15 protein-coding genes and 2 pseudogenes are annotated in these 15,305 nt (G+C 69.7%); 12 read left to right on the forward strand and 5 right to left on the reverse strand.

What is annotated here, in order from left to right; all coding sequences use genetic code 11:
* Positions 1 to 479: 479 nt before the first annotated feature.
* Positions 480 to 626 (forward strand): annotated as a pseudogene (locus CJZ98_RS19065) (YihY/virulence factor BrkB family protein); the annotation flags it as partial.
* Positions 627 to 711: 85 nt separating this feature from the next.
* Here CJZ98_RS19065 and CJZ98_RS07505 read toward each other — a convergent pair.
* Both CJZ98_RS07505 and rimI read right to left on the reverse strand, forming a co-directional pair.
* Positions 712 to 3,246: an ATP-dependent Clp protease ATP-binding subunit gene (locus tag CJZ98_RS07505; RefSeq protein ID WP_094589979.1), complete on the reverse strand. Its 2,535-nt coding sequence runs from the start codon at positions 3,244 to 3,246 to the stop codon at positions 712 to 714.
* 180 nt (positions 3,247 to 3,426) lie between these two features.
* Positions 3,427 to 3,969: a ribosomal protein S18-alanine N-acetyltransferase gene (gene rimI, locus CJZ98_RS07510; RefSeq protein WP_390625504.1), complete on the reverse strand. Its 543-nt coding sequence runs from the start codon at positions 3,967 to 3,969 to the stop codon at positions 3,427 to 3,429.
* A gap of 58 nt (positions 3,970 to 4,027) precedes the next feature.
* On the opposite strand from rimI, the gene lysA reads away from it, so the two are divergent.
* From lysA to CJZ98_RS07555, 9 genes are all read left to right on the forward strand, one after another.
* Positions 4,028 to 5,473, forward strand: coding sequence for a diaminopimelate decarboxylase (gene lysA / locus CJZ98_RS07515; protein WP_094589981.1), 1,446 nt, complete (start codon positions 4,028 to 4,030; stop codon positions 5,471 to 5,473).
* Between the two features lie 90 nt (positions 5,474 to 5,563).
* Positions 5,564 to 6,394 carry a diadenylate cyclase gene (locus CJZ98_RS07520; protein ID WP_094590069.1) on the forward strand — a complete coding sequence of 277 codons (831 nt, stop codon included), beginning with the start codon at positions 5,564 to 5,566 and terminating at the stop codon, positions 6,392 to 6,394.
* Positions 6,391 to 7,185 (forward strand): isoprenyl transferase, encoded by a 795-nt coding sequence (locus CJZ98_RS07525; RefSeq protein ID WP_094589983.1) that lies wholly within the window; start codon positions 6,391 to 6,393, stop codon positions 7,183 to 7,185. The genes CJZ98_RS07520 and CJZ98_RS07525 overlap by 4 nt, the downstream gene beginning before the upstream one ends.
* An 82-nt stretch (positions 7,186 to 7,267) precedes the next feature.
* Positions 7,268 to 8,221, forward strand: coding sequence for a biotin synthase BioB (bioB, locus tag CJZ98_RS07530; RefSeq protein WP_094590071.1), 954 nt, complete (start codon positions 7,268 to 7,270; stop codon positions 8,219 to 8,221).
* 8 nt (positions 8,222 to 8,229) lie between these two features.
* Positions 8,230 to 9,183: an oxygen-dependent tRNA uridine(34) hydroxylase TrhO gene (trhO, locus tag CJZ98_RS07535; RefSeq protein ID WP_094589985.1), complete on the forward strand. Its 954-nt coding sequence runs from the start codon at positions 8,230 to 8,232 to the stop codon at positions 9,181 to 9,183.
* A complete protein-coding gene (locus tag CJZ98_RS07540; RefSeq protein ID WP_232756308.1) occupies positions 9,180 to 10,172 on the forward strand; it encodes a DUF952 domain-containing protein in 993 nt (330 codons plus the stop codon). The genes trhO and CJZ98_RS07540 overlap by 4 nt, the downstream gene beginning before the upstream one ends.
* Positions 10,169 to 10,690 (forward strand): hypothetical protein, encoded by a 522-nt coding sequence (locus tag CJZ98_RS07545; protein ID WP_094589987.1) that lies wholly within the window; start codon positions 10,169 to 10,171, stop codon positions 10,688 to 10,690. The genes CJZ98_RS07540 and CJZ98_RS07545 overlap by 4 nt, the downstream gene beginning before the upstream one ends.
* A 128-nt stretch (positions 10,691 to 10,818) precedes the next feature.
* Positions 10,819 to 11,190 (forward strand): rhodanese-like domain-containing protein, encoded by a 372-nt coding sequence (locus tag CJZ98_RS07550; protein WP_094589989.1) that lies wholly within the window; start codon positions 10,819 to 10,821, stop codon positions 11,188 to 11,190.
* A complete protein-coding gene (locus CJZ98_RS07555; RefSeq protein ID WP_094589991.1) occupies positions 11,187 to 11,654 on the forward strand; it encodes a GNAT family N-acetyltransferase in 468 nt (155 codons plus the stop codon). Before CJZ98_RS07550 ends, CJZ98_RS07555 begins: the two co-directional genes overlap by 4 nt.
* Here CJZ98_RS07555 and CJZ98_RS07560 read toward each other — a convergent pair.
* From CJZ98_RS07560 to recR, 3 genes are all read right to left on the reverse strand, one after another.
* The gene (locus tag CJZ98_RS07560; RefSeq protein WP_094589993.1) at positions 11,651 to 12,034 is read right to left on the reverse strand and encodes a hypothetical protein; all 384 of its coding nucleotides are present in this window, start codon (positions 12,032 to 12,034) and stop codon (positions 11,651 to 11,653) included. The genes CJZ98_RS07555 and CJZ98_RS07560 overlap by 4 nt on opposite strands.
* Before the next feature lie 94 nt (positions 12,035 to 12,128).
* Positions 12,129 to 13,046, reverse strand: coding sequence for a lipoyl synthase (gene lipA / locus CJZ98_RS07565; protein WP_094589995.1), 918 nt, complete (start codon positions 13,044 to 13,046; stop codon positions 12,129 to 12,131).
* Between the two features lie 28 nt (positions 13,047 to 13,074).
* A complete protein-coding gene (gene recR, locus CJZ98_RS07570; RefSeq protein ID WP_232756320.1) occupies positions 13,075 to 13,644 on the reverse strand; it encodes a recombination mediator RecR in 570 nt (189 codons plus the stop codon).
* A 221-nt stretch (positions 13,645 to 13,865) separates the two neighbouring features.
* On the opposite strand from recR, the gene psbP reads away from it, so the two are divergent.
* Positions 13,866 to 14,390 carry a photosystem II reaction center PsbP gene (gene psbP / locus CJZ98_RS07575; protein WP_094590075.1) on the forward strand — a complete coding sequence of 175 codons (525 nt, stop codon included), beginning with the start codon at positions 13,866 to 13,868 and terminating at the stop codon, positions 14,388 to 14,390.
* Positions 14,390 to 15,301: pseudogene (locus CJZ98_RS19070) on the forward strand (FAD-dependent oxidoreductase); the annotation flags it as partial. The gene psbP and the pseudogene CJZ98_RS19070, both read left to right, overlap by 1 nt.
* Positions 15,302 to 15,305: the final 4 nt, after the last annotated feature.

The following is a 15,305-nucleotide window of genomic DNA, read 5'->3' on the forward strand; positions in this document are numbered from 1 at the left end:
GGGTAGCCCCCTGCGAAAATAGCTCGATGCCAGGTAAAAACTTGTTCCAGCCAAAGCCTGACTCCTCCCTTGCAGCGGAGAGTTCAGGTTTCATCAGCCAGTCCTGGCAGCAGCTTCTGACAAGACACCCCTCGTGAGAGCTGTCTTGTCAGTGTTGTATTGATGACAGGACTGAGGCTAAGACTGATGACGAGAGAGCCACCCTACGGGGTGGCTTTTTTGTTGGGCTGATGGATGGCTCCGGCGGGTTGGATGGCCGCTGTGGCGTGGGGACTGTCCTGCCCGCACAGCCAGGACAGGATTGCGGCACCGCGGTGGCGGAGCGCCATGGCGCCCTGGCCATCCTCGCCACAGCACAGGCACAGGCACAGGCCAGCCGCAGGGATTGCCGCAGGCTTGGCCGGCAGGGCCGTATTCCTGGAAGGGTCCCTCCCTACCCTGGAGATCCCACCGCCGCCGCCTGTGTGAGCAGCCAGTTCATGGGCCGTCGTGTGGGCTTCCGCCACACCGTGAAGATCGGCTGGTGGGCCTATCGCCTCTGGGACCGGGAGGACTGCATCGATCTCAGTGCTGCGTTTGCCTACCACAGCCTCCAGTCCTTCTTTCCGATTCTGTTGATTGCCCTGGGCTCTCACCATGACAAAAGGGGCCCGGTAAGGGCCCCTGCTACAACGTTAGTTGCAATCACGAATTCACCGTTAGTCTGCTGGTTCAGACACCGCTTCCGGCAAGCTCGGGGATGGCCACGGCGCCTTGCTTGCGGATGACCACCTGCTTGTCGTCGTTGACATCAACCACGGCAGAGTCACCCTCGCCAATGCGGCCGCTGAGGAACTCTTCGGCCAGGGAATCTTCCAGTAGCCGCATTACAGCCCGACGCAGGGGACGGGCCCCATAGCTGGGGTTGTAGCCCTCTTCCACGAGACGCTCCTTGAAGGCCTCGGTGACGGAGAGGTGGATCCCCTTCTCGGCCATCCGGCCAAAGACCTCCTTGAGCATGATCTCGGCGATCTCCTTGACCTCGTCGCGGCTGAGCTGACGGAAGACGATGATCTCGTCGAGGCGGTTGAGGAACTCGGGGCGGAAGTACTGCTTCAGCTCCTCATTCACCAGCGAACGGATGCGGTTGTAGTTGGTCTCCTCGGCATCGCCACCGCCGAATTCAAAGCCAAGACCGCCACCCCCTTTCTCGATGACTTTCGAACCGATGTTCGAGGTCATAATGATCAGGGTGTTCTTGAAATCCACCGTGCGGCCCTTGGAGTCGGTCAGGCGACCGTCTTCAAGTAGCTGCAGCAGCAGGTTGAACACATCGGGGTGAGCCTTCTCGATCTCGTCGAACAGCACCACGGTGTAGGGACGCCGGCGTACGGCTTCGGTGAGTTGACCGCCCTCGTTGAAGCCCACGTAGCCCGGAGGCGAGCCGATCAGCTTGCTGACCGTGTGGCGCTCCATGAATTCCGACATGTCGAGGCGGATCATCGCCTCTTCGCTGCCGAAGAAGTAGGCCGCCAGCGACTTGGTCAGTTCGGTCTTGCCGACGCCGGTGGGGCCGGAGAAGATGAAGCTGGCAATGGGACGGTTGGGGTTCTTGAGCCCCACGCGGGCACGGCGGATAGCGCGGGACACGGCCTTGACGGCTTCGTCCTGACCAATCAAGCGCTGGTGGAGGGTTTCCTCCATGTTCAGAAGCTTGACGGACTCGCTCTCGGTGAGCTTCTGCACGGGCACGCCCGTCCACGAGGCCACGATGTGGGCGATGTCCTCCTCGGTGACCACCGGGCTGCGATCAACCGCAGACCCTTCGGCCACGGCCACAGCTCCCTCGGCCTCCTTGCTGAGCTCGCTCGTGGGTTCTTCGTCTTTGCGGGTCTGCAGGATGGAGCGGATCTGATCGCGCAGCTCTACTTCCTTGTCGCGCAGTTCGCCGGCCTTGCCGAAGTCCTGCTCGCGGACGGCGTCCTCTTTCAGCTTCTGGATCTCCCGCAGCTGCTTGTCCACCTCCTTGGCGGCAGGGGGCAGCTTGGAGTTCATCAGCCGCACGCGGCTGCCGGCCTCGTCGATCAGGTCGATCGCCTTATCGGGCAGGAAGCGATCGGAGATGTAGCGATCGCCCAGGGTGGCGGCGGCGATCAGTGCTTCGTCGGCGATCTTGAGGCGATGGTGGGCCTCATAGCGCTCCTTGAGACCCCGCAGGATCTCGATCGTGTCGTCGACCGAAGGCTCACCCACCATCACCGGCTGGAAGCGGCGCTCCAGGGCCGCATCGCGCTCGATGTGCTTGCGGTATTCATCGAGGGTGGTGGCGCCGATGCACTGCAGCTCGCCGCGGGCCAGGGCGGGCTTGAGGATGTTGGCGGCGTCGATGGCGCCCTCCGCCGCACCGGCCCCGATCAGGGTGTGCACCTCGTCGATCACGAGGATCACGTTGCCGGCGCTGCGGATCTCCTCCATGATCTTCTTGAGGCGCTCCTCGAACTCACCCCGATATTTGGTGCCTGCCACCAGCAGGCCGATGTCGAGGGTGAGGACGCGCTTCTCCTCAAGGATGTCGGGCACATCGCCCGAGTTGATGCGCTGGGCCAGGCCCTCGGCGATGGCGGTCTTGCCGACGCCCGGTTCGCCGATCAGCACCGGATTGTTCTTGGTGCGGCGCCCGAGGATCTGGATGACGCGCTCGATTTCTTTCTGGCGGCCCACCACCGGGTCCAGCTTGCCGTCGGCGGCCTGCTGGGTGAGGTTGCTGCCGAATTCGTCGAGGGTGGGGGTCTTGGTGGAGCCCTTGCTGCCGCCACCGGAGCTGACCTCTGCGGTCTCGCCCAGCATGCGGATCACCTGGGTGCGGACCTTGGCCAGGTCCACGCCGAGGTTTTCCAGTACCCGGGCGGCGACGCCTTCGCCCTCGCGGATCAGGCCCAGCAGCAGGTGCTCGGTGCCGATGTAGTTGTGACCGAGCTGGCGGGCCTCCTCCAGGGAGAGCTCCAGCACGCGCTTGGCCCGGGGGGTGAAGGGGATCTCCACGGCCACGAAGCCGGAGCCGCGGCCGATGATCTTCTCGACCTCGACCCGGGCGTCCTTGAGGTTGACCCCCATGGACTTGAGGACTTTGGCGGCCACACCGGTGCCCTCGCCGATCAGGCCCAGCAGGATCTGCTCGGTGCCGACGAAGTTGTGGCCGAGGCGGCGGGCCTCCTCCTGGGCCAGCATGATCACCTTGATGGCCTTCTCGGTAAACCGCTCGAACATGGGGCGGTGCCTTTTGCGGGTGTCACCAACCTATCAGGGTTGGACGGTGGTGTGTGGTTGCGGCGGCCACGGGGGCAAAGCCGTTGCAGCGCAGCTGGACTGCCCAGGTGTTTCCAACAATTCAACCGACTGAACTTTCGGTTCTTCGCATCAAAAAATGGCGGCAATCCGCACAGCCGCTCAGCGGTCGCAGGACGGAGCCTCCCGCCCGATTCGACGCCATTGGATCAGGGCGTCCTGGCCGTTGCGGTAGTAGCGGCGACGGACCCCTGCAGTCTCGAAGCCCAGGGCCCGATAGAGGGCCTGGGCCGGGCCGTTGTCGGCCGCGACCTCCAAGGTGGCGTGGCGGGCTCCGCGCCCCACGGCCTCGGCCAGCAGGGCCTCCAGCAGCTGGCGGCCCAGGCCGCCGCGTCGATGGGCCGGATCCACCGCCACCACGGTGATGTGCAGCTCATCCACCACCAGCCAGCCGCAGGCCAGCCCCACCAGCGCCCGCCCCTGCCAGAGGCCGAGCCCGGGGCGCTCCGCCGCCGCCAGTTCCGTGTGCCACTGCTGGTCCGACCACAGGCCGCCCAGGGCAGCGGCGTCCAGGCCCAGACAGGCCTCCAGGTCCGCCGGGGTCAGGGGGGCCAGCTGCGGGGTCGATGGGGCCGCCCCATCCCGGGTCGTGCCCTCCACCGTCGTGGCCGCCGGCTGGGCTGGCGCGTCGGATTCGCTGGGCACGGAAGACAGGCCGGGTGCTGCCTACGATTGTCAACTCGTTCTGTCATACGGCCCCGAGATGAGCAGCAGCACGGCCAGCGCCCCCTCCGGTGCCGCGATCAGCGCCGATGCCGCTGGCGCCGGGGCAGGAAGCCCCGCGGCCACCTCTGCTCCGCGCCCCTTCGAGGTCGAGCGGGATGCGGCCAGTCCCAACCGCAACCTGACCCCGCTCACCACCCGCATCGACGGCCAAGGTCAGCTCGAGGTGGGTGGCATTGCCCTGGGCGAGCTGGCCCGCCGCTACGGCACTCCCCTCTACGTGCTGGATGAGGCCACCCTGCGGGGCACCTGCGCCGCCTATCGGGACGCTCTGGCCGCCCACTACCCCGGCGAGGCTCTGGCCCTCTACGCCTCCAAGGCCAACAGCAGCCTGGCGATCACCGCCCTGGTGGCCTCCGAGGGGCTGGGCCTCGATGCAGTGTCGGCCGGCGAGCTGCTCACGGCCCTGGACGGCGGTATGGCGCCCGATCGGATCGTCTTCCACGGCAACAACAAGTCGCTTGAGGAGCTGGACCTGGCGGTGCAGCGCGGCGTGACTGTGGTGGTGGACAACTGGTTCGACCTGGAGAACCTGGCGGCCCTGGCGCCGACGGCCCCGGTGAACCTGATGCTGCGCTTCACGCCCGGCATCGAGTGCCATACCCACGAGTACATCCGCACCGGCCACCTCGACAGCAAGTTCGGCTTTGACCCCGACCAGCTGGAGCCGGTGCTTAAGCACCTGGCCGGCTGCCCCTGGGCTCGCCTCAGCGGCCTGCATGCCCATATCGGCTCCCAGATCTTCGAGCTGCAGCCCCACCACGATCTTGCGGCGGTACTGGCCGATGCCCTGGCCCTGGCCCGCTCCCTCGGCCATCCCGTGACCGATCTGAACGTAGGCGGCGGTCTCGGCATCCGCTATGTGGCCAGCGACGATCCCCCGTCGATCCAGCAGTGGGTGCGCACCGTGGCTGAGGCGGTGGTCGCCGCTTGCCAGGCACGTGGCCTGGAGCTGCCCCGGCTGCTGTGTGAACCAGGGCGTTCCCTGGTGGCCACCGCCGGCGTGACCCTCTACACGGTGGGCAGCCGCAAGGAGATTCCCGGAATCCGCACCTACCTGTCGGTGGACGGGGGCATGAGCGATAACCCCCGGCCGATCACCTATCAGTCGCGCTACACGGCGTTGCTGGCGGAGCGGCCCGAGGCCGAGGCCAGCGAGACGGTGACCGTGGCCGGCAAGCACTGCGAATCCGGCGACGTGCTGCTCAAGGACCTGGCCCTGCCTCCCGCCACCAGCGGCGAGGTGCTGGCCGTGTTCGCCACCGGCGCCTACAACGCCTCCATGGCCTCCAACTACAACCGCATCCCCCGGCCCGCCACGGTGCTGGTGGGCGATGGTCAGGCTGATCTGGTGCAGCGCCGTGAGCGGCCAGAGGAGCTGCTGCGCTACGACGTCCTGCCCGAGCGCCTGCGGCCGGTAGCCTGACCCGGAGCACGGGGGCAGTGGGCGGTGTTTGGGCTCGGGCCGTTGGATCTGAGGCTGCTGCTGGATCTGCTCTTCGCCACGGCCCTTGGCATGGTGCTGTTGTCGCGGGTGAACGAGCCGCGCACCCTCTGGCTGCTGCGGGGCTATCTCACCCTGGTGGCGCTGGCCTGGGTGGTGCAGCGCTACGCCGATCTGCCGCTCACCAGCAAGTTGGTGGATGCCCTGGTGCTGGCCTGCAGCCTGGCCCTGGCCATCCTCTGGCAAGGGGAGCTGCGCCGGCTGATGGAACTGCTCGGCACTGGCCGGCTTGATGTGCTGTTCGGCAGTCGTCGGGCCGACCAGCTCGCCTCGGGCTCGGTGGCGGTGCTGAGCGAGGCGGCGGGGCGCCTGTCCCAGCTGCGGCGCGGTGGCCTCATCGTGCTGGATCTGGGCAGTGATCTGCGCCCCGAGGACTTCCTCAATCCCGGCATCGCCCTCGATGCCCAGCTCTCGGTGGATCTGGTGCTCAATCTCTTCGCCCAGGACACGCCCCTCCACGACGGAGCTGTGCTGGTCAAGGACAACCGCATCCTCTCGGCCGGGGTGATCCTGCCCCTCTCGCGCCACCAGGGCCTGAACCGCTACGGCACCCGCCACCTGGCGGCCCTGGGGATCACCGAGCGCTTCGATCGCTGTCTCTGCATCGTGGTCTCCGAGGAGACCGGCACCCTGTCGCTGGCGCGTCAGGGCCGGCTGGAGCGCCCGATCACCAGCAGTCGCCTCCAGGAGTTGCTCAGCGCCGCTGTGGTCAAGAGCTCCACCAAGGCTGGCGGCAAGGGCTCCGTCAAACCCGCCGCAAAGGCGGCTGCCAATCCTGCCCCGCTGTTGCCATCGGCCAGTGGGCGTAGCGTGTCAGCGGATTCGCCCGATCGTCATCCATGAGTCGCGCCCTGGCGACCTCCGATCCATCCCAGGGGAGTCGACCCGTGCTGCAGGCCCTGCCGGCGGACCTCGATCCGACCCGGCTGCCGGCCCACGTGGCCGTGATCATGGACGGCAACGGCCGCTGGGCCCGACGCCGCAACCTGCCGCGGGTGATGGGGCATCGGGAGGGGGTGGAGGCCCTCAAGCGCACCCTGCGCCTCTGCAGCGACTGGGGCATCGGCGCCCTCACGGCCTACGCCTTCTCCACCGAGAACTGGAGCCGGCCCGGTGAGGAGGTGAGCTTCCTGATGGCCCTGTTCGAGCGGGTGCTGGCCCGCGAACTGGAGGGTCTGGAGCGCGAGCAGGTGCGCATCCGCTTCTTCGGTGATCTGCAGCAGCTGCCCACAGGCCTGCAGGAGCTGATCGCCAGCGCCGAGGCCCGCACCGCCAACAACGTCGGCATCCATTTCAACGTCTGCACCAACTACGGCGGCCGCCGCGAGCTGGTGCGCGCCGCCCGCCGCCTGGCGGACCAGGTCGCCCGTGGGGAGCTGGATCCGGCGGCGATCGATGAGGCTGCCTTCGCCGCCGAGCTGCACACCGCCGGCGAGTCCGACCCTGACCTGCTGATCCGCACCAGCGGTGAACAGCGCATCAGTAACTTTCTGCTCTGGCAGCTCGCCTATGCCGAGTTGCACGTCACCGATGTGCTCTGGCCCGACTTCGACGCCCAGTCCCTGACCCTGGCCCTGCAGGACTATCAGGGCCGCCAGCGCCGTTTCGGCGGCGTCGATCCCGTCTCCCCCTGATCACCCCGCCTTGATCGCCACCCCCGCTTACCACGCCAGCACCGCCGCCAACGCCGTCCCCGGGGCTCCGCCGGCACCGTCGATCCGTCACGACTGGACGGTCCCAGAGATCCAGGCGCTGCTGGAGCTGCCCCTGATGGACCTGCTCTGGTGGGCCCAGGCTGTGCACCGCGCCGCCAATCCCGGCTACCGGGTGCAACTGGCTTCGCTGCTGAGCGTCAAGACCGGCGGCTGCGAGGAGGACTGCGCCTACTGCCCCCAGTCGCTGCACAACAGCAGCGATGTAACGGGCCGGCCCGAGCTTGAGGTGGAGCCGGTGCTGGAGCGGGCCCGGGCCGCCAAGCAGGCCGGAGCCCACCGCTTCTGCATGGGCTGGGCCTGGCGCGACATCCGCGATGGCGCCCCATTTGAGGCGATGCTGCAGATGGTGCGTGGGGTGCGGGAGCTGGGATTGGAGGCCTGCGTGACCGCCGGCATGCTCACCGACAGCCAGGCGGCGCGGCTGGCGGAGGCCGGCCTCACCTCCTACAACCACAACCTCGACACCAGCCCCGAGCACTACGACCGGATCATCAGCACCCGCACGTATCAGGAGCGGCTGGAAACCCTGGCGCGGGTGCGCCGGGCCGGTATCTCCATGTGCTGCGGCGGCATCATCGGCATGGGCGAGACCACCACGGACCGGGCCTCCCTGTTGCAGGTGCTGGCCAGCCTCAACCCCCATCCCGAGAGCGTGCCGATCAATGCCCTGGTGGCGGTGGAGGGCACGCCGCTGCAGGAGCAGCCGCCGGTGGATCCGCTGGAGCTGGTGCGGATGGTGGCCGTGGCCCGGATCCTGATGCCCACCAGTCGGGTGCGGCTCAGCGCGGGCCGCGAAACCATGAGCCGCGAGGGCCAGGTGCTCTGCCTGCTGGCGGGCGCCGATTCGATCTTCTACGGCGACACCCTGCTCACCACCGGCAACTCCGCAGTGGACGCTGACCGCGAGCTGCTGGCGGCCGCGGGCGTGAACCCCTGGCTCGATCCCTCCCGCTGAGGTCGGCCATGACAGTGCAGGTGGCGGCCTTCTACGGCTTTGCGGCAATGGAAGGCCTGCTGGAGCTGCAGCAGGAGCTGAAGGCTCTGGCGGCGGCTGGGACTGTGCGGGGCACGATCCTGCTGGCGGGTGAGGGCGTCAACGGCACCATCAGCGGGCCGCCGGCCGGGGTGGGGCGGGTGCTGGCGCGGCTGCGGGCCCTGCCGGGCCTGACGAACCTGGAGGCCAAGCTCAGCTGGGCGCCGCAGCCGGTGTTCCACCGGCTCAAGGTGCGGCTCAAGCGCGAGATCGTGACCATGGGCTGCCCCACGGTGAAGCCGGCTGAACAGGTGGGCACCTACGTGCCCCCCGAGCACTGGGACGAGCTGATCCGCGACCCCGACACCCTGGTGATCGACACCCGCAATGCCTACGAGGTGGCGATCGGCAGCTTCGAGGGCGCCCTCGATCCCGGCACCGCCAGCTTCCGGGAGTTCCCCACCTGGGTGGAGCAGGAGCTGCGGCCCCTGGTGGCTCAGCGCCGGCCCAAGGCGATCGCCATGTTCTGCACGGGCGGTATCCGCTGCGAGAAGGCCACGGCCTACCTGCAGCAGCAGGGCTTCGCCGGGGTGCATCACCTCCAGGGCGGGATCCTGAAGTATCTGGAGGAGGTGCCCGAGCAGGGCAGCAGCTGGCGGGGGGAGTGCTACGTGTTCGACCGGCGCGTGAGTGTGAATCACCGGCTGGAGCCAGGGATCTACAGCCTCTGCCATGCCTGCGGCCTGCCCCTCTCACCTGCCGATCGGGCCCTCCCCAGCTACCGGGAGGGGGTGAGCTGTCGTCACTGCATCGAGCGGTTCAGCGAGGCCGATCGCGAGCGCTTCGCCGAGCGTCAGCGGCAGATGGAGCGGGCCCGCACCCGCCGGGATGTCCCCATGGGGGTGTCGCCGGGGGCTGTGGCGCGGGGAGGCCAGGGGGCGTGACCAACCGCATCGGGGCGCTGCCGATCCTCTACAGCTTCCGGCGCTGCCCCTATGCCATCCGGGCCCGGCTGGCGATCGCGGTCTCCGGTCTGGTGGTGGAGTTGCGGGAGGTGGACCTCAGGGCCAAGCCCAGCCCACTGCTGACGGCCTCTCCCAAGGGCACGGTGCCCGTGCTGGTGCTCGGGGATGGCTCCGTTCTGGAGCAGAGCCTGGAGCTGATGGGCTGGGCCCTGGACCAGCACGATCCGGGCGACTGGCTCCGCCGGGGACCTGGAACCAAGGCGATCGTGGAGCGGCAGCGCATCGCCGATCTGATCGCCTGCAACGACGAGCAGTTCAAGCCCCATCTCGACCGCTACAAGTACGCCAGTCGCTACCCGGGCGCTGACCCGCTGGAGAACAGGCAGGCGGCTCTGGAGATTCTCCGGGACTGGAACGGTTGGCTCCAGGCCGGTGGCTGGCTGCTGGGGGAGCGGCCCTCGCTCGCTGATGCCGCGTTGCTGCCGTTCGTGCGTCAGTTCCGCCTGGCCGATCCGGCCTGGTTTGATGCCCTGGAGGATCTCGCTCCGCTGCAGGCCTGGCTGAGGCGGTTCCTGGCCAGCCCCGAGCTGGCGGCGGCCCTGGAGTCCGTCTCCCCGTGGCGGCCGGAGGATCCCCAACGCCTGTTCCCCTCCCATCGCCGTCTGCATCACCTGGCTCTGGCCAGCGAGTGGGAGCAAGCCCGCCGCGACGGCAGCTACCGGCGCTCCACCCGGGGGCAGAGCCTTGAGCAGGTGGGCTTCATCCACGCCAGCTTCGAGCACCAGCTGGCGGCCACCCACGCTCGCTTCTTCGCCGAGGCGCCGCCGTTGCTGCGGCTGGAGATCGATCCGGCCAGGCTCTCCGCGCCCCTGGCCCTGGAGCCCGCTCCGGGCGGCCATGAGCTGTTCCCCCACATCCACGGGCCCCTGAATCTGGACGCCGTGGTGGCGGTGGAGCCCTACCCATGACCACACCCGCCGTGGTCGATCCTCCGATCGGCCTGGAAACGATCGAAGCCAGGGCAGCCCGGCGCGGCCTGCTGCTGCGGCTGCGGGCCCCGCGCCGCCTGGGGGTCTGGAGTCTGCAGGTGGTGGTGGCACGGCCCCGGCCTGGCCAGTCGCCCCTGCTGCTGGGGGAACTGAAGGGGTGGGCCGTCCCGACGGCGACGGGTCTGCATCTGGACACACTGCGGGTGTGGGGGGAGACCAGCTACAGGGTGGGCCCCCTGATCTGGGCCGCCACCTTCGCCTGGGCCCTGGAGACCACCCCTTGCCGCCGGGCCCGGCTGCTCGCCATCCGCGATGGGCCTGAACAGCACAGACGGCTGGTGCGTTATTTCCAACGGCTGGGCTTTTGGCCGCAGCGGGAGCTGGGGGCCGGGCCCCTGGATCTGGGGCCCCGGCTGCTGTGGGGCGGCTCGGGGCTGCTGATGGAGGGTGACTGTGCCGGCGGGCTGCGGCGCTGCCAGCACTTGCTGGGGGAGTGAACAGCGCGACCGGCCTGAGCATCGAGCCGTCTCGGGTCGCACCGTCACCCGGGCGCGAAGGCCCTGGAACTACAGCGACCCGTCGCACCTGTCCCCTACATTGCGGCCCCCGTTGACCGGAACCCACCATGGCGGTCCATGACCCGGACTTTCTGCGCAGGGCCGCTGAGGCTCGATCCAGGATCACCGAGCTGAGCCCCGCCGAGGTGGAGGCCCTGCGGGACCAGGGAGCCCCGCTGCTGGATCTGCGCAGCGCCGCCGATTTTGCCGCTGGCCACATCGAGGGTGCGGCGCAGGTGGCGTTCGATCGACTCGCTGAAGAGATCTCCGCGCGGGTTCCCGATCGAAACACCCCGGTGATCTGCTACTGCAACGCTGGCAACCGCGGCGCCCTCGCCGCCGATGCGCTCCAGCAGCTCGGCTACCGGCGGGCCACCTCGATTGCCGGTGGGCTGACGGCCTATCGCGAGGCGCAGGCCAGCCGTTCCCCGGAGCCATGAGGCTGGGACCCGTCCTCTGCCGTGGGGTCACCGCCGCCGATGCGCCGGCTCTGGCGCAGCTGGCGGACCAACTGGGCTACCCCGTGAGCGCTCTCGAGGTGCTCGGGCGTCTGGAGCGCCTCCTGGAGCGTCAACGGCATGGGGACCGGGAGCGGGTGATCGTGGCCGAGGGGCCGCAGGCGCTGGTGCTGGGCTGGACCAGCTGCCGCCTCTGCGAGCCGCCCCATGAGCCTGCCCACGTGGAGATCGCGGGCTTCGTGGTGGACAGGTCGGCCCGACGGCAGGGGGTGGGCCGGGCCCTGATGGAGGCCGTGGCCGTCTGGGGACGGGAGCAGGGGGTGAGGTCCATTCACCTGGGCGCCAACGTGCTCCGTGAGGATGCCCATGGTTTCTATGCCGCCCTGGGGTTCCGGGAGGTGAAGCGTCAGGTGCGTTTCACCAGGGCCATCGATCCCGCGCCCTAGGGCCGCTCCGCCGCACGGTCGCCATTCCGTGGGGCCTGGCGCCGCTGGGGCCATTCCTGGGGGGCGAAGCTGCGGATCCAGCCGGCCCCAGGCTTCGGGGAGTGCCAGCCGCAGAGCACGACGCGAGGGAGCGGCGATCCGTGCAGGCCCACGAGGTAGCGGTCGCGCACCTGGGACCAGCAGGGAGTCGCCACCCGTCTGGCCCCGGCCAGATCTTTCAGTCGCTCCCCCAGGCAGGTCGCCAGGTCATCGGGTTCGCCGGCGGCGCAGCGGAGCTGATCGAAGAGCCTGGCCGGGCTGTCCAGCCCCTGTGGCAGCCACCAGTGGTGCTGCTCTCCTGACGCGACGGACAACACGGAGACGATGGCGCCCTGGCCCATGGGGGATCGATGTGGCTATCCGATCAGTGCCACCCCCGTTCCAGCAGGATCCGTGTGCTGGGTCGGCAGGCCCACCGCCCCTGAGCTCACCAGCTCAGGCCAGCTCCCCGGCGTGGTAGCTGCTGCGCACGAGCGGGCCGCTGCGGACCTGGGTGAAACCCTGCTCTCGGGCGATGGCGCCCAGCGCGGCGAACTCCTCAGGGTGCCAGTAGCGGGCCACGGGGATGTGGGCCAGAGAGGGGCGCAGATACTGCCCCAGGGTGAGCCGCTGGCAGTCGACGGCGCGCAGATCCGCCATGGTGGCCACCACCTCCTCGAAGCTCTCTCCCAACCCCAGCATCAGGCCGCTCTTGGTGGGGATTCCGGGGGCCAGCTCCCGGGCGGCGGCCAGCAGCTCCAGGGAGCGCCGATAGGTGGCGCCGCGGCGCACCTCGCCCTGGAGCCGCTCCACGGTTTCGAGGTTGTGGTTGAAGCACACCGGGCCCGCCGCCAGCACGGTGCCCAACCGCTGCCGCTGGGCCGCCAGACCTTCCGCCTCGTCGCGATGGCCGCCCCAGAAGTCCGGGGTGAGCACCTCGATCCTCACAAGCGGATTGCGGTGGCGAATGGCCGCCATGGCTGCGGTGAACAGGCCGGCGCCGTGGTCGGGCAGGTCGTCGCGGGCAACGGCGGTGAGCACCACGTAGCGCAGGCCCAGGACCTGCACCGCCTCCGCCACCCGTTCGGCCTCGGCGGGATCGAACGGGGTGGGGGCGCTGCCCTTCTCCACCTGGCAGAAGGCGCAACTGCGGGTGCAGATCGGACCGCCCAGCAGGAAGGTGGCGGTGCCGGCGGCGTAGCACTCGCCGCGGTTGGGACAGCGACCCTCCTCGCAGATGGTGTGCAGCCGCTGCTGCCTCACCACGCCCTGCACGGTCTCCAGCTGGGAGGCGTTGCCGATGGGTGCGTGAATCCAGTCGGGCAGCCGCTGGGCCGGGGGGATGGCGCTGTAGCGGGTTGATCGGGTGGCCATGGCCGGCGTGCGGGGTGGCTCGTGGGGGTCAGCCCATGGGCCGGCGCCCCTCCAGGGCCCGCGCCAGGGTGACCTCATCGGCGTACTCGAGTTCGCTGCCCACCGGCAGGCCGTAAGCGATGCGGCTCACGGCGGTGAAGGGCTTGAGCAGCCGCGCCAGATACAGGCTGGTGGTGTCACCCTCCACGCTGGGGGTGAGGGCCAGGATCACCTCCTCGATGCCATCGCGATCCACCCGCTCCACCAGCGGCGGGATCTGCAGCAGCTCCGGTCCCACCCCATCCATCGGCGAGATCAGCCCCCCCAGCACGTGGTAGCTGCCCTTGAATTCACGGGTGCGCTCCAGGGCCAGCAGGTCGCGCGAGTCGGCCACCACGCACAGCACGCCCGTCTGGCGGTTCTCGTTGCGGCAGATCTCACACAGCGGCTCAGCCGAGAGGTGGAAGCAGCGCTGGCACTGGCCCACCTGGCTGCGGGCCGTGAGCAGCGCATCCGCGAAGGCCTGGATCTGCTCGCTGGGCTGGCGCAGCACATGCAGGGCCAGCCTCTGGGCCGTGCGCGGACCGATGCCCGGCAGCCGCTCGAACTGGTCGATCAGGCGGGCCAGGGGGCGGGTGAAGCCGCTCAGGGCGCTGCTGCAGATGGCTGGAATCTAGGGGCGCTGCCACGGCGGCGGCCGCCGGACCGCCAGCCCCGGCAGCGCCCGTGCCCTGCGGACGGGAGAATGGCCATCACTCGCTCCCCCGATCCGTGCTCCTGGCCCCCCTCCGCTCGATCTGGACGCGCCTGCACGGGCGCCTCGGGGCCGGGGCCCGGGGCCTGGCCCTCGCAGTGGTGCTGAGCCTGGCGCTGGTGGGCTGCAGCGCCGCGGCAGCCGGTCTCAACTCCTTCCAGAGCCCCGATGGCCGCTACGCCTTCCTCTACCCCACCGGCTGGACACGGGTGCAGGTGAGCGATGGGCCCCAGGTGGTGTTCCACGACCTGATCAACAGCGATGAGACCCTCAGCCTGGTGATCTCCGATGTGAATGCCACCAACGACCTGGAGTCCCTCGGCAGTGCCGTGGCGGTGGGCGAGAAGCTGCGCCGCGTGGTGATCGCGCCCGAGGGCAGCGGCCGGCAGGCCGAACTGGTGGAGGCCCAGGAGCGACTGGACGGCGGCCGCACCTTCTACGACCTTGAGTACTCCGTGCACCTGAGCGACCGGGACCGCCACGAGCTGGCCACCGTTGTGGTGGACCGCGGCCGTCTGTACACCCTGGCCGCCAGCACCAACGAGGCGCGCTGGCCGCGGGTGAAGGTCCTGTTCCACCAGGTGATCCAGTCGTTCACGCTGCAGATCTGATGGCGGTGCCTGCCGGGGAGTTCTCCTCGGAGCGACTGGTGATCGGCGGGGGGCTGGCCGGATCTCTGCTGGCCCTGGCTCTGCGCGAGCGCGGGCTGGCCGTGACGCTGCTGGATCCCGGATCCGGTGAGACCGCCACCGAGCTCAGCTACGGCGTGATCCCTGGCTGGCCGCTGGCCGCCACGGGTCTGGCCCGGCTTGCCGCCCAGGCGGGTGCGCGCTGGCGGGTCTTGGAGGATCGCCATGGAGCCCTGGGCTGGCATCCCGCCCACTGGCGCCTGCCCCTGCCCGTGTCGCAGGTGGATGGGGAGGTCTTCGGCCAGCGGCTCCCGGCCGTGCTGGCCGCGGCGGGGGTGGAGCGGCGGCGGGGCCAGGCCCAGGGTCTGGAGCGCTCGGGTGCCGGCTGGCGCGTGGACCTGGTGGAGGGGCCGCCGCTGCAGGCCGCCCAGGTGGTGCTGGCGGCGGGCAGTGGCTGCCGGGCGCTCTGGCCGAAGCTGCCGGTGCGGCTGCGCAGCAGTTGGGCAGGGGTGCTGCAGCTGCAGGCCCGTCCCCGTGAGCTGCAGCCCGATCAGCTGCAGCTGCCGCTGCAGTTCCAGCGGGCGGATCTGGAGCGGCGGGCGCCGCAGCTGCAGGCCGAGGCCTGGATCGTGGATCCTGGCGTGGTGCCGCGGGGCCGTGGCGCCCTGGTGGGCCAGCTCACCCTGGTGCGGCCGGCCGACACCAGCTCCGGCGCCCCGGCAGATCCGGAGCCCGACCCCCAGCGGATGGAGCAGCGCCTGCGCCGGGGCCTGGAGCCCCTGGCCCTGGGCTGGCAGGCCGTGCCGGCCCGCTACCGCCAGGCCCGCGTGAGCTTCTGCAGCGAAGGGCAACCCCTGGTCGGACCCGTGGCCGGGGCCCCAGGCCTGTGGGTGTTCA

Origin of the sequence: Vulcanococcus limneticus LL, from assembly GCF_002252705.1 — a bacterium.
Classification (GTDB): Bacteria; Cyanobacteriota; Cyanobacteriia; order PCC-6307; family Cyanobiaceae; genus Vulcanococcus; species Vulcanococcus limneticus.